This is a genomic window from Streptococcus sp. 9903 (assembly GCF_013276625.1).
Lineage (GTDB): Bacteria > Bacillota > Bacilli > Lactobacillales > Streptococcaceae > Streptococcus.
Genome location: NZ_VMLI01000001.1, coordinates 104,807 through 127,145 on the forward strand (window position 1 = coordinate 104,807; position 22,339 = coordinate 127,145).

A 22,339-nucleotide genomic window follows, 5' to 3' on the forward strand; every position below is an offset into this window, starting at 1 on the left:
AATGAAAATCAATAAAAAATATGTAGCAGGTTCAGTGGCAGTTCTTGCCCTAAGTGTTTGTTCCTATGAACTTGGTCGTTACCAAGCTGGTCAGGCTAAGAAAGAGTCTAATCGAGTTGCTTATATAGACGGTGATCAGGCTGGTCAAAAGGCAGAAAATTTGACACCAGATGAAGTCAGTAAGAGAGAGGGAATCAACGCCGAACAAATTGTTATCAAGATTACGGATCAAGGTTATGTGACCTCTCATGGAGACCATTATCATTACTATAATGGTAAGGTTCCTTATGATGCCATCATCAGTGAAGAACTTCTCATGAAAGATCCGAATTATCAGTTGAAGGATTCAGACATTGTCAATGAAATCAAGGGTGGTTATGTGATTAAGGTAAACGGTAAATACTATGTTTACCTTAAAGATGCGGCCCATGCGGACAATATTCGGACAAAAGAAGAGATTAAACGTCAGAAGCAAGAACACAGTCATAATCATAATTCAAGCACAGATAATGCTGTTGCTGTAGCCAGATCCCAAGGACGCTATACAACGGATGATGGTTATATCTTTAATGCCTCTGATATTATTGAGGATACGGGTGATGCTTATATTGTTCCTCATGGTAATCACTTCCACTATATTCCTAAGAGTGATTTGTCTGCCAGTGAATTAGCTGCCGCTCAAGCCTTCTTATCTGGAAAAGGCGGCCAATTAAGTACCGTTGAATACCGTTCAAGCAGGGGAGAAACAAGATCTAGTGTGAGAACGAGTCAATCTGAGACACCTCAAAATCCTGCAACAGATTCTGAAAGTCAAAGTGAGGATTTAGCTAGTCTCCTTCAAGAATTGTACGCTTTGCCACTTAGCCAACGTCATGTGGAGTCTGATGGATTAGTATTTGACCCAGCACAGATTATAAAACGTACAGCCAATGGTGTGGCAGTTCCTCACGGGGATCATTTCCATTTCATTCCTTATTCGCAAATGTCTGCTTTGGAAGAAAAATTGGCTCGAAATCTACCAATTGGAGGTCAGCCAGTTCAAAAGCATTCTGATAATACGAAACCAAGCAGTACAGATAAACTAAGTTCAACCATTAAACCAAACTTTAATCTCAATACGCAAGCACCGAATCGAGGAACTGGAGGCGCCTATACAACGGATGATGGGTATGTCTTTAGTCCGTCAGATGTGATTGAAGATACAGGAGACGCTTTTATTGTACCGCATGGCAATCATTTCCACTATATACCAAAAGGCGCTTTGTCTGCAGGGGAATTGGCTGCAGCCCAAGCCTATTGGAATGGGAAGCAGGGGTCTCGTCCTTCTTCAAGTTTTAGTCATAATGCAAATCCAGCTCAACCAAGCTTGTCAGAGAACCACAATCTAACTGTCACTCCAACTTATCATCAGAATCAAGGGGAAGATATTTCAAGCCTTTTACGTGAATTGTATGCCAAACCTTTGTCAGAACGACATGTGGAATCGGATGGCTTGGTATTCGACCCAGCACAAATAACAGATCGTACAGCAAATGGTGTTGCTGTGCCTCACGGAAATCATTATCACTTTATCCCTTATTCACAAATGTCTGATTTAGAGCAGAAGATTGCAAGAATGATTCTGTTAAAAGGGCAAAATGGTGCAGTCGTGCCAGGAATGCATTATTTGAAACCAGCACCAAAACCGCAAGCTCAACCGTCAACTGAGAAAAAACAAACTAATTTTGCAGTAGAACAGGTTGTTAGAAAAGTTGGGAAAGGCTATGTTGTGGAAATTGCTGGTGTCAGTCACTATGTTTTTGCTAAAGACTTGGCTAAGGATAAGATTGATGCTATTGAAAATCTCTTGTCTAAGAAAACTCAAGATACACATGCTCTAGTTGCGAAGAAAGAAAATGTCTCTTCTCGTGACAAAGAATTTTATGATAAAGCTTATAATCTGTTAACCCAGGCTCATAAAGCCTTGTCTGAAAATAAGGGCCGTGCTGTTGATTTCCAAGCCTTAGACAAATTAGCAGAACGCTTGAATAATGGATCTTCTAATAAAGTAAAATTGGTAGATGATTTATTGGCATTTCTAGCACCGATTACCCACCCAGAACGCCTTGGCAAACCAAATTCTCAAATTGCCTATACAGACGATGAAATTAAATTAGCGAAATTAGCAGGTAAATATACAACCTCAGATGGCTACATTTTTGACGAACATGATATTGAAAGTGATGCAGGAAATGCCTACGTCACTCCACACTTGAACCATAGCCACTGGATTAAAAAAGACAGCTTATCTGAAGCTGAAAGGGCAGCAGCTCAGGCTTATGCTAAAGAAAAAGGCTTACAAGCTCCAAATTCTACTGAAGCAAAACCAGAGGCAACAGGGACAGAAGCTATCTATAACCGCGTAACAGCTGAGAACAAGGTACCATTAGAAAAAATACCAAATCATTTACAGTATACTGTAGCTGTACAGAATGGTTACTTTATAATTCCTCACTTTGATCACTATCATAATCTTAAGTTTGCATGGTTTGACGAAGGACTCTATAAGGCACCTGAGGGTTATACCTTAGAAGATTTATTTGCGACTGTAAAATACTACGTTGAACATCCGGACCAACGTCCTCATTCAGATAATGGTTGGGGTAATGCTAGCGACCATGTTCGTAAAAATAAGGCAGACCAAGACGGTAAACCTGATGAAAATAAGGAACATGATGAAGTAAGTGAGCCAACTCGCCCTGAATCTGATGAAAAAGAGAATCACGCTGGTTTAAATCCTTCAGCAGATAATCTTTATAAACCGAGCACTGATGAAGACGAGACAGAGGAAGAAGCTGAAGATACTACAGAAGAGCCAGAAGTCCATCAAGTAGAGACTGCAAAAGTAGAAGCCAAACTCAAAGAAGTAGAAGCTTTACTTGATAAAGTAACGGATGCTAGTCTGAAAGCTACTGCGACTGAAACCCTGGCTAGTTTACGAGGTAACTTGAGCCTGCAAACCATGGATAATAATGGAATCATGGCAGAAGCAGAAAAATTACTTGCTTTGTTAAAAGGTAGTGAGTCAGTTACGACGAAACCAGAAGCATAAGTTTATCCTATTAAATCAAGATGATGTAAGAGTCAGTAGCAATACTGGCTTTTATTTTTTTAAATGATATAAAAATCTTGACAGATAAACTTAAAAAAGGTAAACTATTTACTGGTTAATTAAATGGTTAAATAACCAGTTTAGAAAAAATTGTTTAACCGAGAAAAAGAAGTTAAGAAAAAGCTTCATCATTTATTGAAATGAGGGATTTATGAAATTCAGTAAAAAGTATATTGCAGCCGGATCAGCTGTTATCGTATCCTTGAGTCTATGTGCATATGCACTAAACCAGCATCGCTCGCAGGAAAATAAGGACAATAATCGGGTCTCTTATGTGGATGGTAGTCAGTCCAGTCAGAAAAGTGAAAACTTGACACCAGACCAGGTTAACCAGAAAGAAGGAATTCAGGCTGAGCAAATTGTCATCAAAATTACAGATCAGGGCTATGTGACGTCACACGGTGACCACTATCATTACTATAATGGGAAAGTTCCTTATGATGCCCTCTTTAGTGAAGAACTCTTGATGAAGGATCCAAACTACAAACTTAAGGATGGAGATATTGTCAATGAGGTTAAGGGTGGTTATATCATCAAGGTCGATGGAAAATATTATGTCTACCTGAAAGATGTAGCTCATGCTGATAATGTTCGAACTAAAGATGAAATCAATCGTCAAAAACAAGAACATGTCAAAGATAATGAGAAGGTCAGCTCTGATGTTGCTGTAGCAAGGTCTCAGGGACGTTATACGACAGATGATGGTTATGTCTTTAATCCAGCTGATATTATCGAAGATACGGGTGATGCTTATATCGTTCCTCACGGAGGTCACTATCACTACATTCCAAAAAGTGATTTGTCTGCTAGTGAATTAGCAGCAGCAAAAGCTTATTTAGCTGGGAAAAATACGCAACCGAGCCAGTTAAGCTATTCTTCAACAGCTAGTGACAATAACACGCAATCTACAGTGCAAGGATCAACTAGCAAGCCAGAACGTAAAGATGAAAATCTCCAAAGTCTTTTGAAGGAACTCTACGATTCGCCTAGTGATCAACGTTACAGTGAATCAGATGGTTTAGTCTTTGACCCTGCCAAGATTGTCAGTCGTACACCAAATGGAGTTGCGATTCCGCATGGCGACCATTATCACTTTATTCCTTACAGCAAACTTTCTCCTTTAGAAGAAAAGATTGCCAGAATGGTGCCTATCAGTGTAACTGGTTCTACAGTTTCTACAAATGAAAAACCTCATGAAGTAGCGTCTAGTCTAGGAAGTCTTTCAAGTAGTCCATCTACTTTGAATCATGCCTCATTACTTACAAATAAGCCTATCTCTTCAACATCTGATGGTTATATCTTTAATCCTAAAGATATTGTCGAAGAAACAGCCACAGCTTATATCGTCAGACATGGTGACCATTTCCATTACATTCCAAAATCGACCGTAATTGGGCAACCGACTCTTCCAAACAATGGTCTAACAACACCTTCGCCATCTCTTCCAGTTAATCCTGGTGTTTCACATGAGGAACATGAAGAAGGTGGACACGGCTTTGATGCTAATCGTATTATTGCGGAAGATGCGGCAGGCTTTGTCATGACTCATGGTAACCACAATCATTACTTCTTCAAGAAGGACTTGTCAGCAGAGCAAATTAAGGCAGCGCAAGACCACTTGAAAGGGGCAAATACAGCTACACCAAATCCAGCTCATGATGACGATCACGATGGCGATGAGCATGACCACCATCATGGTGAAGATCACGATCACGGTTTTGATGCCGATCGTGTCATTAGTGAGGATGATCAAGGCTTTGTCATGAGTCACGGAGACCACAATCATTACTTCTTCAAGAAAGATTTGACAGCTGATCAAATTAAGGAAGCTCAGGATCATTTGAAAGCACATCATGATGCAGAGCCTGTTCAACCTCTTGCTAAAACAGTAGAGTCTTTCTCAAGAGATGCTAGTGATGAAGAAAAGATTGCTTACATTTCTAAGACCTATGGTGTTCCACTTGAAGCTATTAGAATTTCAAACGGATTCTTTGTCTTTGGAAATCCAGACCAAGCCTACGATCCAACTCATATCCATCCCTATGCTGTTCGTAAGGAACACGTTCGACTTCCACTCCAAACTGGCAATCCGGAACTTGATTTCCTAAATGAACTTTATACGACTGCCTTACGTGATGGTGTGTCTCCTTATAGTTTGCAGGTAGAAAATGGTAGTTTTGTGATTCCTCATGGTGACCACAATCACTACATCAAGGTTCAAACTAAGGGCTATGAAGTAGCTTTGAAAAACAAGATTCCAGCCCTACAATCCAACTACCAACCTGGAGCTTTTGATGAGAAGGTAGTTTTGGCAAAAGTAGACCAACTTCTAGCTGACAGCAGAAACATCTATAAAGACAAGCCTATCGAACAAAGACAGATTGAGTTAGCCTTAGGTCAGTTTACTGAAAATATGAAGAAACTGGCAACCAACTCTACTGCGGGCTATCTAAAAACACTTGACCTCTTTGATAAGCAATATATCCATATTGATGAAAGTGTCAAACCTGTTGAAACAAGTGCTTTAGATAAGAAATATCAGGCCTTGATTGATAAAATCAATACCTTGGATACAGACTCTTATGGACTTCCAAAGAAAGACCTTCTCGTTCGACTCCAAGAAGCTAAATTGGCTAAAGATGAGGCTGGTTTAGTAGCAGTTGAATCACAACTTCAAGCTCTTAAAGACTTTAATGATCGTACTGGTGATACAACAGTGGAATACATCAAGTACTTCTATGAGCATGTAAACGATGGTCGTTTAAGTGATGAGCTTCGTAATAAAGTAGCTAATTTGACTTTTACTTTATATCAATCCCAATCCTTCCGTAAGGCTGTGGACTTGAATAAACTGTTCCCAAGCATTTACCAAACAAAACAAGAAGTAGAAGAGGCTTTGAAAAATCAGCCAGCTACTGCAAAAGTAAATGAAACAGTTTTAGATAAAGAAAAAGTTGATAACCAATCTGCTAAGCAAGCGATTTATGAATTTTTGAAAGATCTTTATCCTGATCTTAAAAAAGAAGAGCATGTCAATCATGTTAGCAAGGAAGAAGTAGAAAGCCTCTTGAACAAGGCAACTCAACTCTTGGAGCAAATCCAAGAAGAAGGAATCAGACAATCCTTGGCAGAAGAAGTAGAAAATCTCAAAGCTGCTACAAACAAGGCTGATGCAGACTTGGATGAAGTAAACAGCCAGGTAAAAGATGTCTTGACTCGTATCGCTAGTGCCCTTCAACAAGAAAAGGAAAATGCAGAGCAAGATCCTCAGACACTTGTACTCTATCAAAAACTTTACGATATTCTCATATCGCTTCACTCTTATTTAGAAAGTAATAATGGATCTGATGCGGACTTTGATAAAGTGGATGCATTACTAGATCAACTTTCTGCTAAGAGTAAAGACAAAGCAGCTTTACTTGAATTGACAAAAGCTATTCTAGTTTTGAATCACCAAATCCAGTCAAAAGCTAGCGCAAGTAAAGAAACAAGTCCAGCAAGAAATGCTGAAGCAAATGGTGATAACACCAGTGTTGAGAACCAACCAAATGTAGCTACAGAATCTAACAGTGAAACTGCAAGCGACGAAAACAAACCAAGCAACACAACAGATTCTAAGCCTGCTGAACCAGCTTTAGAAAAGGAAACAACAGAATCTACAATAAGTACTGGAAATCAAGCAAAACCAGTAGAATAAAAAGAAAGGCGAAGTAGCTGAGCTACCTCGTCTTTTTAGTCTTTATAAGCTACGATGCCAATGATGGTATCAACTGCACGTTCCATAGTCTGAAGGCTAACGTATTCAAAACGTCCGTGCATATTCTCGCCGCCAGCAAAGATATTCGGAGTTGGGATTCCCATAAAGGAAATCTTAGAGCCGTCTGTCCCTCCACGGATTGGTTCGATTATAGGAGTGATACTCAAATCTTCCATAACTGCTTTGGCAATGGTAATTGGAGTCATATCTTTTTCAATGACTTCTTTCATATTGTAGTACTGGTCTGTTAAGTTTAGTGTGACACGGTCGCTACCAAGTTCTTCATTCATCTTATCAGTGATTGCTTGCATAGCTTTCTTACGAGCTTCAAAGGCATCCTTTTCAAAATCACGAATGATGTAGCTTGCACGTGCCTCCTCGACACTACCTGTCACATCCATTAGATGGTAAAAACCTTGGTAACCATCCGTTAACTCAGGTCGGTCATTTTCTGGAAGTTGATTGTGAAAATCAATTGCTAGCTGAAGGGCGTTGACCATTTGCCCTTTGGCAGTACCAGGGTGGACATTACGGCCTTGGAAATGCAATTCAGCACCCGCTGCTGAAAAGGTCTCGTACTGAAGCTCACCTAGTGGGCCACCATCAACAGTGTAAGCAAAATCAACATCAAAATCTTCTGCATCAAATTGATTAGCACCAACACCGATTTCCTCATCTGGACCAAAACCAACACGAATCTCACAGTGTTTGATTTCAGGATGGGCAGTCAGATATTCAATAGCAGTCATAATTTCAGCAATTCCTGACTTATCATCAGCACCTAGTAAGGTTGTTCCATCGGTTGTGATGAGCGTTTGTCCTGGATATTTCTCAAGACTCTTAAAGTCAGCTGGATCGAGTTTGAAACCAGAATTTCCAAGTTCAATCACACCACCATCGTAGTTTTCAATTACCTGTGGATTGACTCCTTCGGCATTAAAATCAGCAGTATCCATGTGGGAGATGAAGCCAATTTTACGTGTTAAAGATGGATCATTGGCTGGCAAGGTACCAATCGCAAAACCATTTGGTAGATAATAAACATTTTGTAATCCAACACGTTTCATTTCTGGAATAAGGACATTGGTTGCAAAGTCAACCTGACTCTGTGTACTTGGAGTAGTAGTAGAGTGTTCATCAGAGCGCGTGTTGACCTTAACGTAGGTTAAGAAGCGGTCCAAGAGATTGGGATAAGTCATAAAAAAACTCCTTTTGAATTCATTTTTTCCATTGTATCATAGAAAGAAGAGAAAAACAAAACACAGAAGTTCGGGAAATTCACTATGTTGGCGTTTACTTATTAGTGGATAAATGATAAAATAAACTTGATAAAAATATCACAAGGAAGCGATTATGAAAAAAGCAATTTTAATGATGACCTTCGGTTCGCCAGAAGAGATTACCTTTGAAGGTGTAGCTGACTTTTTCACAAATATTCGTCGTGGAGTGAGACCTCAAGAACACGAGATTCAAACTCTCTATGATAATTATGTGCGAATTGGAGGTACTCCTCTGCAAAAAATTACCCGTGAAGAGGTTGCCTTGGTAGAAGCTAGGCTAGGAAATGAATATAGTGTCTATTTTGCCAATAAGTTTTCCAGCCCTTTTATTCCAGATGTGATTGGTCAGATGGAAGCAGACGGCATTGAACAGTGTATTTGCTTGATTTTGGAGCCTCATTATTCTTTTTACTCTGTCATGGGCTATGAAAAATTTTTAGAAAGCAAACAAATTCAATTTTTGGTTATTAAGGACTGGTATCAAGAAGAAGCGCTATTAAATTATTGGGCAGATGAAATTGCTAAGATTTTAAAAGAAGAAGTAAAGCAGGATAGCTTTAAAGTCATCTTTTCTGCCCATAGTGTGCCCATTTTTGCCTTGGATTTTGGCGATCCTTATATCGATCAAATTTTTGAAAATAGCAAGTTAGTCGCTGAAAAACTAGGTTTGAGTTCCGAGCAATATACAAATACCTGGCAAAGTGAGAGTGATATTGGGATTCCATGGATTAAGCCAGATGTATTAGAATATCTCAGAGAACAGACAGAACATCCAGACCATTATATTTTTGTTCCTATCAGCTTCATTAGCGAGCATATTGAAGTCTTGTTTGATAATGATGTGGAATGTTATGACTTGTGTCAGGAATTTGGGGTAAACTACCATCGTCCACCAATGCCAAATACAGATTCTCGTTTGATTAATGCCTTGGTTAATACAGTCAGAGCCAATGAACATCAAGAGTTTAAGGAATTTCTCCCAGAAGAAGAAACCTTTGATGAGTTAGTTCCTTCAGATGAGACGAAAAACATTTTGGCTGAATCTCAAGATTTACAAATGCCAGAATTTGTGAAAAAATTGATTGAGAAAAAAGGTCGGGAAAATGTTAAGATGCCTTATCTTATCAAGAAAATGCTTGAGAAAGCAGGTAAATTACCAAAAGAGTAAAGAAAAAAGGATTTAGCTTTGTGCTAGATCCTTTTAAACGATTATTTTTTCTCAAGAAGCGCTTTGATTTCTTGAAGGACTTCCAATTCGGTTGGTTTTTTTTCGTCAGTTTTTTCTTCCTTTATGCCAGTCAGTTTCTGTGCTTTTTCAATACCCTTGATAATAAAGAAGAGGGCGGTACCCACAAAGATAAAATTGATAATAGCACTTAAAAAGTTACCATAGCCGACTCCATGCCAAGAAAGTTGAGCGATACGTTCGACTTTAGCAGCTTTCAAAGCGGGATTTAAAATAAGAGGAGTGATAATGTCGTTTACAAGTGAAGTAACGATAGCACCAAAAGAAGAGGCAATGACAACACCGACAGCAAGGTCAATCACATTTCCTCGAAGCAAGAATGATTTTAGATTTTTTAACATACTGTTTTCCTTTCAACGTTTCGTGTTTCATTGTATCCTAAATCATTATAGAAGGCAATTAAAAGGCTCATAAATGGAGCATTATTTTCTAAAAATATAGACCTTGCTCAAGATATAATTGATGATAATAATGAGTATTTGTGCAATTATTGTTTCAATAGCATTTATCTTATCAATGTTTTCATTTACGAATTGCCCTATGATATGAGGGAATTGAGTCACAAAGAGAAAAGTAAAGAGCAAATCTAACAGAAAAGTAGAAAGGCGGGCAAGAGAAAATTTCAATAAACGGATAAGCCGATTCTTCCTTGCTTGCTTAAATACAATCGTATCATTTGTGATAAAGGCAAATAGGATGCCAATACTATTTGCTAGGGCAGTAGCAAGGAGTTCCTGATGACTTAGTTGATAAATGACTAGTCGTGAGAGAATCGAAACTAGAGTTGTTGCAAGGCCAAAAAAGAGATAGGCTAAGATTTCATTGTTAAAAATTTTTTGAAAATTTTTTGAATAGGAATTTTCATGTGTTAAGTATAGCATAAAGAAGGCTATTATGCTATACTAGTAAGGTTGAATAAAGCAACCCTTGGTGCTTAGCTTCTTTCACCAAGCATATTACACGCGGGCAACCGCCAAAGGAGAAAAGATGAAAAAATTAACTATTCGTGATGTTGCAGACATTGCAATCGTTGCTGCTATTTATGTCGTTTTGACTGTCACACCGCCCCTAAATGCCATTAGCTATGGTGCTTATCAGTTCCGTATTTCAGAAATGATGAACTTTATGGCTTTTTACAATCCTAAGTACATCATCGGAGTTACTATCGGTTGTATGATTGCTAATTTCTTTAGCTTCGGACTGCTAGATGTTTTTGTTGGTGGTGGATCAACCTTGGTATTCCTCAGTTTAGGTGTTTGGCTTTTTGCAAAATACAGCAAGGATTACCTCTTTAACGGATTGATTCGAAAAGATCATTTCTTCTTTTCAATCCTCTTTTCAATTTCCATGTTTACCATCGCTGCAGAGTTAAATATTGTAGCAGAATTACCATTCTTCCTTACTTGGTTTACAACAGGAATTGGTGAATTTGCTTCATTGATTATTGGAGCGATTATTATTGGTAAAATTGGTCGTCGAATTGATTTAAGCAAATAGAATAGGACAAGCTAGGTAGCCTTTACCTGGCTTTTTCTTATAGAAAATTTCTAAGGAAACTTGACAAGCTTTTCTGATTATAGTATACTTTTCAAGTAAGCTGATTTAGCTCAGTTGGCAGAGCGCATCCATGGTAAGGATGAGGTCGCCGGTTCAATCCCGGCAATTAGCATGATATTTACAGGGAAACTCTTGAACACAAGAGTTTTTTTCTTATGCTCGCGAGAAAAAATTCTGACTTTTATATAATAAAATTCATCCTGCAAAAATTTTTTATTGACAAAACCAATTATCTCTAGTAATATAATAGATGCGATGAGTCGATAGGTAGTCTTCGGACTGCTATTGAGCATAAGGAGGTCATAACGCAGGAGCGGACCTTGATGAGTTGTGTGAACCTGCTCATCACATGAAGATGCCTCTTAGTCCCTAGTCTAGCGACTGGGGATTTTTATTTTCCAAAAAATGATGAAAAAGCTTTGCAATTCATGGAAAAAGTAGTATAATACTTCTATTATAGAAATTTTTAGAAAATTCCGAAAGAGGTTATTTATGGGATATACAGTTGCTGTAGTCGGCGCGACAGGTGCTGTCGGAGCTCAGATGATAAAAATGTTGGAAGAATCAACACTTCCAATCGATAAAATTCGTTTACTTGCTTCTGCACGTTCAGCAGGCAAGACATTGAAATTTAAAGATCAAGATATTACGATTGAAGAAACGACTGAAACAGCTTTTGAAGGAGTTGACATCGCTTTCTTTTCAGCAGGTGGTTCGACATCAGCTAAGTATGCACCATACGCAGTTAAAGCTGGAGCGGTAGTAGTAGATAATACATCTTACTTCCGTCAAAATCCAGATGTTCCTTTGGTTGTTCCAGAGGTCAATGCTCACGCACTTGATGCCCACAACGGGATTGTTGCTTGCCCTAACTGTTCAACAATCCAAATGATGGTGGCTCTTGAGCCAGTTCGCCAAAAATGGGGCTTGGATCGTATCATCGTTTCAACTTACCAAGCCGTCTCAGGTGCTGGTATGGGAGCAATTCTTGAGACACAACGTGAACTTCGTGAAGTCTTGAATGATGGTGTAACTCCACGTGATTTGCATGCGGAAATCTTACCTTCAGGCGGTGACAAGAAACATTATCCTATCGCCTTTAACGCTCTTCCACAAATTGATGTCTTCACTGACAATGATTACACTTACGAAGAGATGAAGATGACTAAGGAAACTAAGAAAATCATGGAAGATGATAGCATCGCAGTGTCTGCAACATGTGTGCGCATTCCAGTCTTGTCAGCTCACTCTGAGTCTGTTTACATCGAAACAAAAGAAGTGGCTCCAATCGAAGAAGTCAAAGCAGCTATCGCAGCCTTCCCGGGTGCTGTTCTCGAAGATGATGTAGCTCATCAAATCTATCCTCAAGCCATTAATGCAGTGGGTTCACGTGATACCTTTGTTGGTCGTATCCGTAAAGACTTGGATGCTGAAAAAGGAATCCACATGTGGGTTGTTTCAGATAACCTTCTCAAAGGTGCTGCTTGGAACTCAGTTCAGATTGCTGAAACTTTGCACGAACGTGGCTTGGTTCGTCCAACAGCTGAATTGAAATTTGAATTAAAATAGTCATATCGTTTAGGAGTTCAGATGAACTCCTTCTTTGAAATAGAGAGGTGTTTTCATGTCTTATCAAGATTTAAAAGAGTGTAAAATCATCACGGCCTTCATTACCCCTTTCCACGAGGATGGTTCTATCAACTTTGATGCTATTCCAGCCTTGATTGAGCATTTATTGGCCCACCATACAGATGGTATTCTTCTTGCAGGAACGACGGCTGAGAGTCCAACTTTGACCCACGATGAGGAGTTGGAGTTGTTTGCGGCTGTACAAAAAGTTGTCAATGGACGTGTTCCTTTGATTGCAGGTGTAGGTACCAATGATACGCGTGACTCGATCGAGTTTGTCAAAGAAGTTGCTGAGTTTGGTGGTTTTGCTGCTGGGCTTGCTATTGTTCCTTACTACAACAAACCTTCTCAAGAAGGAATGTATCAGCATTTTAAAGCCATTGCAGATGCTTCGGATCTACCAATTATCATCTATAACATTCCAGGTCGTGTGGTTGTCGAATTAACTCCAGAAACCATGCTTCGCTTGGCTGATCATCCAAATATTATCGGTGTCAAAGAATGTACTAGTTTGGCTAATATGGCTTACTTGATTGAGCACAAACCAGAAGAGTTCTTGGTATATACTGGTGAGGATGGAGATGCTTTCCATGCCATGAATCTTGGTGCGGATGGGGTTATTTCTGTTGCCTCTCATACAAATGGAGATGAGATGCACGAGATGTTTACTGCTATTGCAGAAAGCGATATGAAGAAAGCTGCAGCTATTCAACGTAAATTCATTCCTAAGGTCAATGCCCTCTTCTCTTATCCAAGTCCTGCTCCAGTTAAGGCAGTTCTGAACTATATGGGATTTGCAGCTGGACCAACTCGTCTACCTCTTGTTCCAGCACCAGAAGAAGATGCCAAACGCATTATCAAGGTTGTTGTAGATGGAGACTACGAAGCGACTAAGGCAACTGTAACAGGTGTTTTAAGACCAGATTACTAATAAGACAATAAAATCCATGACCGCAAGAAGGATCATGGATTTTTCTTATTTTCCTAAACAGAATTGGCTAAAGAGTTGTGTAATGAGTTCATCGGGAGCAGCATCTCCAGTGATTTCTCCGAGGATTTCCCAAGTACGAGTCAAGTCAACTTGAAGCAAGTCAACTGGCATACCTAGTTTCAGCCCTTCATTAACAGCTTGCAAACTTTCAACAGCCTTCTCAATCAAGGAAATATGACGGGCGTTGGACAAGTAGGTTGCATCTTGCTCGACTAGACCAGCATTTGCAAAGAAGAGGTCATTAATGCGTTCTTCAATCTTATCAATGTTTTGGTTTTTAAGAACTGAAATACGGATGACATCTTCAGGTAGTTCCGAAGTTTCAATCGCTTCAGGCAGGTCTGTTTTATTAAGTAGAATAATACGGTTTGTATCTTGGCTAATCTCAAGAAGTTGGCGGTCTTGGGCGGTTAGTGGTTCACTGGCATTTAGCACTAGTAGAACTAGGTCAGCTTCCTTGAGGGCTTTTTTCGAACGCTCGACACCGATTTGCTCCACAATATCATCCGTTTCACGAATACCAGCTGTATCAATCAGTTTGAGTGGGACACCGTTGATGTTGACGTATTCTTCAATGACATCACGTGTCGTACCAGCAATGTCTGTAACGATAGCCTTGTCCTCACGCAAGAGGTTGTTGAGGAGGCTGGATTTCCCAACGTTGGGACGGCCGATAATAGCAGTGGAAATTCCTTCACGAAGGATTTTACCGCGACGGGCTGTCCTAAGGAGATTGGTTAGCAATTGCTCAAACTCCATTGTCTTCTCTCGGACAACAGCAGTAGTAGCTTCCTCAACATCGTCATACTCAGGATAGTCGATATTAACCTCAACTTGAGCAAGTGTGTTAAGGATTTCTCGACGGGTATTGTTAATCAGGTCAGAAAGGGAGCCGTCTAATTGTTTAACTGCAATGTTCATGGCCTTGTCTGTCTTGGCGCGGATGATATCCATCACCGCCTCGGCCTGTGTCAAATCCACACGACCGTTTAGAAAGGCGCGTTTAGTAAATTCACCAGGTTCTGCCAACCGAGCTCCTTCACGGATTGCTAGTTGGAGAATTTCATTGGTCACCGCAATCCCACCGTGAGTGTTAATCTCGATAATATCCTCACGAGTGAAGGTCTTTGGAGACTTCATAGCTCCAACCATAACCTCGTCCATGACTTTTCCTGTATGAGGGTCAACGATGTGACCGTAGTTAAGGGTATGGCTAGCAACCTGACTCAAGTCTTTCCCTTTGAAAATCTTTTGCGCAATAGCAAAACTGTCTGTTCCGCTTAGGCGGACAATACCAATAGCCCCTTCACCTAGTGGAGTAGAGATAGCAGCGATGGTATCAAATTCACGTGTAATCATAATGTTTCCTTTAATAAATAGCTCTTTTCTTGGAAATTTTTCCAAGTCTCTTTTCAAATTGTAACAAATTTGAACTATTTCTTCAATGGATGCTACTTGGAGATTGAAAAAGCCTAAGCAATTCTGCTTAAGCTAGCTTATTTGGTGCGCATTTCCCCTTGTGGGAAGTAAGTTCCTTCAGGCATGTCGTTGATAATGACATGGACAGCAGACTGAGGTGCTCCTGTGTTGCGAACAACCGCTTCCGTTACTTCCTTAGCAAGAGCCTTCTTTTGCTCGAGCGTGCGTCCTTCAAATAAATCGATGCGTACAAATGGCATAATAGCTTCCTCCACTAGTTTTTGATTTCTTCTATTTTACCACATTTTGCCGTTTAAAGCTTAAGAAAATTATGATATACTAGAATGTAGCAAAAATTTAGAAATGGACGTGAAGCAAGAAACATGGCACAGTTGTATTATCGTTATGGGACCATGAACTCTGGTAAGACCATTGAGATTCTCAAAGTGGCCTATAACTATGAGGAGCAAGGAAAAGGTGTTGTGATTATGACCTCGGCTCTGGATACGCGTGACGGTGTTGGCTATGTGTCGAGTCGAATTGGCATGAAACGCCCTGCCATTGCTATTGAGGAAACAACTGATATCTTCGGCTATATCCGTGATTTACCAGAAACACCTTACTGTGTGTTGGTCGATGAAGCCCAGTTTCTCAAGCGTCACCATGTTTACGATCTAGCTCGTGTTGTTGATGAGTTAGACATACCTGTCATGGCTTTTGGCTTGAAAAATGACTTTCGCAATGAACTGTTCGAAGGTTCCAAGTATCTCTTGCTTTTAGCAGACAAGATTGACGAAATTAAGACCATCTGTCAGTATTGTAAGAAAAAGGCAACTATGGTTTTGCGTACACAGGATGGACTACCCGTTTATGATGGTGAGCAGATCCAGATTGGTGGAAATGAAACCTATATCTCGGTTTGCCGTAAACATTATTTTGCGCCAATGATAACCTCTAACAAGGAGCAAAACTATGACAATTGAACTAAGAGATGTTACAATGGAAAATTATTTTGATGTTCTGCATTTGGATGTTAAGGAATATCAAAAACAATTTATTGCTACCAACGCAATTAGTTTAGCTGAAGCATATGTCTACACTAAAAATGGAGATTTTGTAGCTCCATTGGCAGTTTATGATAATGATGCAATCATAGGTTTTGTGATGTTAGCTTATGATAAAAAGATCGGAATTAGTAGTGGAAATTATTTACTATTTCGTTTTATGATTGATAAGAATTTTCAAAATCAAGGATATTTTAAACCAATTATGGATAAAGTACTAGACTATGTTCGGACAGCGCCAGCAGGTTTAAGCAATAAACTTTGGTTGTCTTATGAACCAGAAAATGAACATGCAAGATCTTGTTACCTCAGTTATGGATTTAAAGAAACTGGGGAAATATCCGAGAACGAAGTAGTAGCAATCTATGATTTAACAATTGAGAAATAAGGAGAAAAAATGAACATCTATGATCAACTACAAGCTGTAGAAGACCGTTATGAAGAATTAGGAGAATTGCTAAGTGACCCGGATGTGGTCTCTGACACCAAACGTTTTATGGAGCTTTCAAAAGAAGAAGCTTCAACTCGTGACACAGTAACAGCCTACCGTGAGTACAAACAAGTCCTTCAAAATATCGTCGATGCTGAAGAGATGATTAAGGAATCAGGCGGAGATGCGGACTTGGAAGAAATGGCCAAGCAAGAGCTCAAAGATGCCAAGGCTGAAAAAGAAGAATACGAAGAAAAACTGAAAATTTTGCTCCTTCCTAAAGATCCAAATGATGACAAGAACATCATCCTTGAAATTCGTGGAGCAGCTGGTGGAGACGAAGCAGCACTTTTCGCTGGAGATCTTTTAACCATGTACCAAAAGTATGCGGAAGCCCAAGGCTGGCGCTTTGAAGTCATGGAGGCTTCTATGAACGGTGTCGGCGGTTTCAAAGAAGTGATTGCCATGGTTTCAGGTCAGTCAGTTTACTCTAAACTCAAGTACGAATCAGGTGCCCACCGTGTGCAACGTGTCCCTGTGACAGAAAGTCAAGGCCGTGTTCATACCTCGACAGCAACAGTACTTGTCATGCCTGAAGTAGAAGAAGTTGAATACGATATTGATCCAAAAGACCTTCGTGTTGACATCTACCATGCATCTGGAGCTGGAGGACAGAACGTCAATAAGGTTGCGACTGCCGTTCGTATCGTTCACTTGCCAACAAATATCAAGGTTGAGATGCAGGAAGAACGTACTCAACAGAAGAACCGTGAGAAAGCCATGAAAATCATCCGTGCGCGTGTTGCTGACCACTTTGCTCAGATTGCACAAGATGAACAGGACGCTGAGCGTAAGTCGACAATCGGTACTGGGGACCGTTCAGAACGGATTCGTACTTATAACTTCCCACAAAACCGTGTAACAGACCACCGTATCGGCTTGACTCTCCAAAAACTAGATACCATTTTGTCTGGTAAACTAGATGAAGTTGTGGATGCCTTGGTGCTCTATGACCAAACACAAAAATTAGAAGAATTAAACAAATAATGAAATTAGCTCAATTATTTTCAGATTTTGAAGAAGAATTGATAAGACAAGGAGAGGAAGCTGAAAGCCTCTCTTTTGTCTACCGTGGCCTGAAGAATCTTTCTTTTACTGACTTTGTCTTTGCTCTTCAGCAGGTAGTGACGGAAGAGGAAGAAGTATTTGTAAAAGGAATTTTCCAACAGTTAGCAGCTCATAAACCAGCCCAGTACATCATTGGACAGGCAGATTTTTATGGAATGCAGTTAACAGTTGATGAGCGGGTTTTGATTCCTCGTCCAGAGACAGAGGAATTGGTGGAGCTTATCCTAGCTGAAAATCCTGAGACGAATCTTTCAGTTCTGGATATTGGAACAGGTAGTGGAGCTATTGCTCTCGCTCTAGCAAAAAACAGACCAGATTGGTCAGTGACGGCAGCGGATATTTCCCAAGATGCTTTAGATGTAGCTAGCGAAAATGCTAAAAATCAAAATCTTCAAATATTTTTAAAAAAATCTGACTGTTTTACAGAAATTTCTGAAAAATATGATATAATTGTTTCCAATCCACCCTATATCTCTCGTGAAGATGAGTCAGAGGTCGGCTTGAATATCTTGCATTCGGAGCCTCATCTAGCTCTCTTTGCAGACGAGGATGGCCTAGCTATTTACCGTAGAATTGCGGAAGATGCAAAAGACTATCTCAAAGATGGTGGTAAGATTTACCTTGAAATTGGATACAAGCAAGGTCAAAGTGTTCCTGAACTTTTTAGGAAACATCTTCCTGAAAAACGTGTAAGAACACTTAAGGACCAATTTGGTCAAGATAGGATGGTTGTAGTTGATGATGGACAGGATTAGACAAGAGTTGGAAAATAGTGGAGCTGTCGTTCTTCCTACAGAGACAGTTTACGGTCTCTTTGCCAAGGCTCTAGACGAAAAAGCAGTTGACCATGTTTACCAACTTAAACGTCGTCCCAGGGACAAGGCACTCAATCTCAATATCGCCTCTCTAGAGGACATCTTGCACTTTTCAAAGAATCAGCCAGCTTATCTACAAAAACTTGTAGAGACCTTTTTACCAGGTCCCTTGACCATTATCCTTGAAGCCAATGACCGAGTTCCCTATTGGGTCAATTCTGGCCTTGCAACGGTGGGATTTCGGATGCCCAGTCACCCTATCACGCTTGATTTGATTAGAGAGACGGGGCCCTTGATTGGACCGTCTGCCAATATTTCAGGTCAGGCGAGTGGAGTAACCTTTGAACAAATTCTGAAGGATTTTGACCAAGAGGTTCTGGGGCTAGAAGACGATTCTTTTCTAACCGGACATGATTCGACTATTTTGGACTTGTCTGTAGACAAGGTGAAAATCTTACGCCAAGGGGCCATTAAGCGAGAAGATATTCTTGCTCGGTTGCCAGAGATTTCTTTTGAGGAGGTTTAAAATGCTAAGAGATTTGCAAGAAACAGATGTGAAAGCCATTTGTGAAATTAACCAAGAGGCTTTGGGCTATTCTTTTAGTCTAGAGGACACGTCTAGTCAACTAGCTAGACTGTCTCAGGATTCCCATCATTTCTTACTTGCTTATGAGGATGAAGCTAGTCATTCCTTGCTTGGATATGTCCACGCTGAGGTCTATGAATCACTTTATTCTAAAGCAGGATTTAATATTTTAGCCTTAACAGTTTCACCTCAAGCGCAAGGACAAGGTATTGGTAAAAGTTTACTACAAGGGTTGGAACAAGAAGCCAAAAGACGTGGTTACGGGTTTATCCGCTTAAACTCTGCCGATCATCGTCTGGGAGCTCATGCATTTTATGAAAAAGTTGGTTATACTTGTGATAAAATGCAGAAACGGTTTATTCGCATCTTTTAGTTTATTTTCTTATTAGAAAATTAAACTAATGGACTAGTCACACAATAAAGGAGAAGACCTATGATTTTTGACAAAGATGATTTTAAAGCATATGATGCTGATCTATGGAATGCTATTGCCAAAGAAGAAGAACGACAACAAAACAACATTGAGTTGATTGCTTCGGAAAACGTAGTTTCCAAGGCTGTTATGGCAGCTCAAGGGTCTATCTTGACGAATAAATACGCCGAAGGCTACCCAGGCCATCGTTATTATGGTGGAACGGATGTGGTAGACGTGGTAGAAAGTCTAGCTATTGAACGTGCAAAAGAAATTTTCGGCGCTAAATTCGCCAATGTCCAACCTCACTCAGGAAGCCAAGCCAACTGTGCGGCTTACATGGCCTTGATTGAGCCAGGGGATACCGTTATGGGAATGGATTTAGCAGCAGGTGGACACTTGACCCACGGAGCTCCTGTCAGCTTCTCTGGTCAAACCTACAACTTTGTTTCTTATAGTGTGGATCCTGAAACAGAACTCTTGGACTTTGATGCTATCTTAAAACAAGCCCAAGAAGTCAAACCAAAACTGATTGTAGCTGGTGCGTCAGCCTATTCTCAAATTATCGACTTTTCAAAATTCCGTGAAATTGCGGACGCCGTTGGTGCTAAGCTCATGGTAGATATGGCTCATATCGCTGGTTTGGTTGCTGCTGGTCTTCACCCAAGTCCAGTACCATACGCTCATATCACTACAACAACGACCCACAAAACCCTTCGTGGGCCTCGTGGTGGTTTGATTTTGACCGATGATGAAGACTTAGCTAAGAAAATCAATTCAGCTATTTTCCCTGGTATTCAGGGTGGGCCTTTGGAACATGTTGTTGCTGCTAAGGCAGTTTCCTTTAAAGAGGTCTTAGATCCAGCTTTCAAGGAATATGCTGCCAATGTTATCAAGAATAGCAAGGCTATGGCAGATGTCTTCTTGCAAGACCCTGATTTCCGTATCATTTCTGGCGGGACTGAAAACCACCTCTTCCTAGTGGATGTGACTAAGGTTGTAGAAAACGGAAAAGTTGCTCAAAACTTGCTGGATGAAGTCAATATTACCCTAAATAAAAACTCAATCCCTTACGAAACCTTGTCACCATTTAAGACAAGTGGGATTCGTATCGGAGCAGCAGCCATTACTGCACGTGGATTTGGTGAAGAAGAAAGTCGCAAAGTGGCTGAACTCATCATTAAAACCCTTAAAAATGCAGAAAATGAAGCTGTCTTAGAAGAAGTGAGAAGTGAAGTCAAAGAATTGACGGATGCCTTCCCATTATACGAGGACTAAAACTTTTATGGACATTTATATTAAGAAAGCCATTATCCATCAGTTTAGCCCGGATGATACCGAGCTGTTCCTAGCGGATAAGCTTCTCAATATTACTCCAAAAATCGAAGAATACCTGCGTAGAAAAATTGAACGTGTGTATTCAGATGAAGCTAAGACTGGGATTTTCGAGGAAGAAAATCCCTTCTTCAATCATATCACAGACGATTTGTTGGAGACATCAGTAACACTGGCTAATCTCTGGAAAGAGGAGTTCAGCATTTCCGAAAATCTCAAGACCAATGACTTGATTTTTGTGCAATTTTCTAAAGAAGGCGTGGAACATTTCGCTTTCTTGCGAATTGCCCTGCGTGAGACCCTGACTCACCTCGGAGGAGAAGTTGATAATCCAATCAAGTTGACTCAGAATAACCTGCCTGGATTTGGAACGGGTGCTGACGAAGCCTTGGTGGTTAATCTTCAAAGCCGCAAGTATCATCTGATTGAAAAACGAATCAAGTACAACGGGACTTTCTTGAACTATTTTTCAGATAATCTTCTTGCTGTCGCTCCTAAGATTTCTCCTAAGAAATCTATCAAAGAACTGGAAAAAACAGCCCAGAGAATTGCTGAATCTTTTAATACAGATGACTTTCAATTTCAATCCAAGGTCAAATCAGCGATTTTCAACAACCTAGAAGAAAGCAATGAATTGTCACCTGAAAAATTGGCCAACGACCTTTTTGACAATAATCTGACGGCTCGTTTGAGCTTTATTGATCAAGTCAAGGAAGCTGTACCAGAGCCTGTTCAATTTGATGAAATTGATGCCAGTCGCCAATTAAAGAAATTTGAAAACCAAAAACTCTCCTTGTCAAATGGAATTGAGCTCATCGTTCCCAATAATGTTTATCAAGACGCTGAGTCTGTTGAGTTTATCCAAAATGACAATGGAACCTACTCTATCTTAATCAAAAATATCGAGGATATCCAAAGTAAATAATGTTTAAACGAATTCGAAGAGTGCTTGTACTAGCAGTCTTCCTTTTTGCTGGCTATAAAGCTTACCGCGTTCACCAAGATGTCAAGCAAGTCATGACCTATCAACCCATGGTGCGAGAAATCTTGAGTGAAAAAGACACCCCAGCAAACGAAGAGCTTGTGCTCGCTATGATTTATACCGAAACAAAAGGAAAAGAAGGCGATGTTATGCAGTCTAGTGAGTCTGCAAGTGGTTCCACCAACACCATCAATGATAATGCCTCTAGCATTCGGCAAGGCGTTCAAACTCTGACAGACAATCTCTATCTAGCCCAGAAGCAGGGTGTTGATGTCTGGACAGCTGTTCAAGCCTATAATTTTGGACCTGCCTATATCGATTTTATCGCCCAAAATGGTAAGGAAAACACCTTGGCTCTGGCCAAACAGTACTCTCGTGAGACTGTTGCTCCCTTGCTTGGTAATACCACTGGAAAGACTTATAGTTATATTCACCCCATTTCCATTTTTCACGGTGCCGAACTCTATGTAAATGGAGGAAACTATTACTATTCTAGACAGGTGCAACTCAACCTTTACATCATCAAATGTTTCACTCTCTTTTCAACATCTGGCTAG

Annotated in this window: 20 protein-coding genes, 1 tRNA gene and 1 riboswitch; of the genes, 16 read left to right on the forward strand and 5 right to left on the reverse strand. The window is 40.1% G+C overall.

The features are described 5' to 3' along the window. Window position 1 precedes the first annotated feature (1 nt). Window positions 2–3,091: a pneumococcal-type histidine triad protein gene (locus tag HT696_RS00540; RefSeq protein WP_173283031.1), complete on the forward strand. Its 3,090-nt coding sequence runs from the start codon at window positions 2–4 to the stop codon at window positions 3,089–3,091. Between the two features lie 211 nt (window positions 3,092–3,302). Further along, window positions 3,303–6,848, forward strand: coding sequence for a pneumococcal-type histidine triad protein (locus tag HT696_RS00545; RefSeq protein WP_173283033.1), 3,546 nt, complete (start codon window positions 3,303–3,305; stop codon window positions 6,846–6,848). A 35-nt stretch (window positions 6,849–6,883) separates the two neighbouring features. Here the strand turns inward: HT696_RS00545 and pepT are convergent, their stop codons facing one another. Next, complete coding sequence (gene pepT / locus HT696_RS00550) at window positions 6,884–8,107, reverse strand: peptidase T (RefSeq protein ID WP_173282800.1); 1,224 nt, start codon at window positions 8,105–8,107, stop codon at window positions 6,884–6,886. Between the two features lie 154 nt (window positions 8,108–8,261). Between pepT and hemH the strand changes: the two genes are divergently transcribed. Further along, complete coding sequence (gene hemH, locus HT696_RS00555) at window positions 8,262–9,356, forward strand: ferrochelatase (RefSeq protein ID WP_173282801.1); 1,095 nt, start codon at window positions 8,262–8,264, stop codon at window positions 9,354–9,356. Window positions 9,357–9,397: 41 nt separating this feature from the next. Here hemH and mscL read toward each other — a convergent pair whose 3' ends face one another. Next, window positions 9,398–9,775 (reverse strand): large conductance mechanosensitive channel protein MscL, encoded by a 378-nt coding sequence (gene mscL, locus HT696_RS00560; protein ID WP_023932701.1) that lies wholly within the window; start codon window positions 9,773–9,775, stop codon window positions 9,398–9,400. 81 nt (window positions 9,776–9,856) lie between these two features. After that, window positions 9,857–10,315 (reverse strand): GtrA family protein, encoded by a 459-nt coding sequence (locus tag HT696_RS00565; protein ID WP_173283036.1) that lies wholly within the window; start codon window positions 10,313–10,315, stop codon window positions 9,857–9,859. 12 nt (window positions 10,316–10,327) lie between these two features. Continuing rightward, a riboswitch (PreQ1 riboswitch) is annotated at window positions 10,328–10,424 on the forward strand. On the opposite strand from HT696_RS00565, the gene HT696_RS00570 reads away from it, so the two are divergent. From HT696_RS00570 to dapA, 4 genes are all read left to right on the forward strand, one after another. Beyond that, window positions 10,422–10,931 carry a QueT transporter family protein gene (locus HT696_RS00570; protein ID WP_000737071.1) on the forward strand — a complete coding sequence of 170 codons (510 nt, stop codon included), beginning with the start codon at window positions 10,422–10,424 and terminating at the stop codon, window positions 10,929–10,931. (Overlaps the previous riboswitch by 3 nt.) 99 nt (window positions 10,932–11,030) lie before the next feature. Continuing rightward, window positions 11,031–11,103, forward strand: a tRNA-Thr gene (locus HT696_RS00575). 380 nt (window positions 11,104–11,483) lie between these two features. Then, window positions 11,484–12,560 carry an aspartate-semialdehyde dehydrogenase gene (locus HT696_RS00580; RefSeq protein WP_173269755.1) on the forward strand — a complete coding sequence of 359 codons (1,077 nt, stop codon included), beginning with the start codon at window positions 11,484–11,486 and terminating at the stop codon, window positions 12,558–12,560. 55 nt (window positions 12,561–12,615) lie between these two features. Next, window positions 12,616–13,551: a 4-hydroxy-tetrahydrodipicolinate synthase gene (gene dapA / locus HT696_RS00585; protein ID WP_173269759.1), complete on the forward strand. Its 936-nt coding sequence runs from the start codon at window positions 12,616–12,618 to the stop codon at window positions 13,549–13,551. Between the two features lie 45 nt (window positions 13,552–13,596). Here the strand turns inward: dapA and mnmE are convergent, their stop codons facing one another. Both mnmE and HT696_RS00595 read right to left on the reverse strand, forming a co-directional pair. Further along, a complete protein-coding gene (gene mnmE / locus HT696_RS00590; protein ID WP_173283038.1) occupies window positions 13,597–14,970 on the reverse strand; it encodes a tRNA uridine-5-carboxymethylaminomethyl(34) synthesis GTPase MnmE in 1,374 nt (457 codons plus the stop codon). A gap of 137 nt (window positions 14,971–15,107) precedes the next feature. Then, window positions 15,108–15,290, reverse strand: coding sequence for a 4-oxalocrotonate tautomerase (locus tag HT696_RS00595; protein ID WP_001117401.1), 183 nt, complete (start codon window positions 15,288–15,290; stop codon window positions 15,108–15,110). 123 nt (window positions 15,291–15,413) lie between these two features. Between HT696_RS00595 and HT696_RS00600 the strand changes: the two genes are divergently transcribed. Genes HT696_RS00600 through pmp23 form a run of 9 tightly spaced genes read left to right on the forward strand, consistent with a single transcriptional unit; the run spans window position 15,414 to window position 22,339 of the window. Then, a complete protein-coding gene (locus tag HT696_RS00600) occupies window positions 15,414–16,013 on the forward strand; it encodes a thymidine kinase (RefSeq protein ID WP_173283040.1) in 600 nt (199 codons plus the stop codon). Then, window positions 16,003–16,482, forward strand: coding sequence for a GNAT family N-acetyltransferase (locus HT696_RS00605; RefSeq protein WP_173283042.1), 480 nt, complete (start codon window positions 16,003–16,005; stop codon window positions 16,480–16,482). The genes HT696_RS00600 and HT696_RS00605 overlap by 11 nt, the downstream gene beginning before the upstream one ends. A gap of 9 nt (window positions 16,483–16,491) precedes the next feature. Continuing rightward, window positions 16,492–17,571: a peptide chain release factor 1 gene (gene prfA, locus HT696_RS00610; RefSeq protein ID WP_173283044.1), complete on the forward strand. Its 1,080-nt coding sequence runs from the start codon at window positions 16,492–16,494 to the stop codon at window positions 17,569–17,571. Then, the gene (gene prmC / locus HT696_RS00615; protein ID WP_173283046.1) at window positions 17,571–18,407 is read left to right on the forward strand and encodes a peptide chain release factor N(5)-glutamine methyltransferase; all 837 of its coding nucleotides are present in this window, start codon (window positions 17,571–17,573) and stop codon (window positions 18,405–18,407) included. Before prfA ends, prmC begins: the two co-directional genes overlap by 1 nt. Then, window positions 18,391–18,993 (forward strand): L-threonylcarbamoyladenylate synthase, encoded by a 603-nt coding sequence (locus tag HT696_RS00620; RefSeq protein WP_173283048.1) that lies wholly within the window; start codon window positions 18,391–18,393, stop codon window positions 18,991–18,993. Before prmC ends, HT696_RS00620 begins: the two co-directional genes overlap by 17 nt. 1 nt (window position 18,994) lies before the next feature. Then, window positions 18,995–19,426, forward strand: coding sequence for a GNAT family N-acetyltransferase (locus tag HT696_RS00625; protein ID WP_173282809.1), 432 nt, complete (start codon window positions 18,995–18,997; stop codon window positions 19,424–19,426). 60 nt (window positions 19,427–19,486) lie between these two features. Further along, complete coding sequence (gene glyA / locus HT696_RS00630) at window positions 19,487–20,743, forward strand: serine hydroxymethyltransferase (protein ID WP_173282810.1); 1,257 nt, start codon at window positions 19,487–19,489, stop codon at window positions 20,741–20,743. A 7-nt stretch (window positions 20,744–20,750) separates the two neighbouring features. Next, window positions 20,751–21,725 (forward strand): nucleoid-associated protein, encoded by a 975-nt coding sequence (locus HT696_RS00635; RefSeq protein WP_173282811.1) that lies wholly within the window; start codon window positions 20,751–20,753, stop codon window positions 21,723–21,725. Continuing rightward, window positions 21,725–22,339 (forward strand): cell wall hydrolase Pmp23, encoded by a 615-nt coding sequence (gene pmp23, locus HT696_RS00640; RefSeq protein ID WP_004254352.1) that lies wholly within the window; start codon window positions 21,725–21,727, stop codon window positions 22,337–22,339. The genes HT696_RS00635 and pmp23 overlap by 1 nt, the downstream gene beginning before the upstream one ends.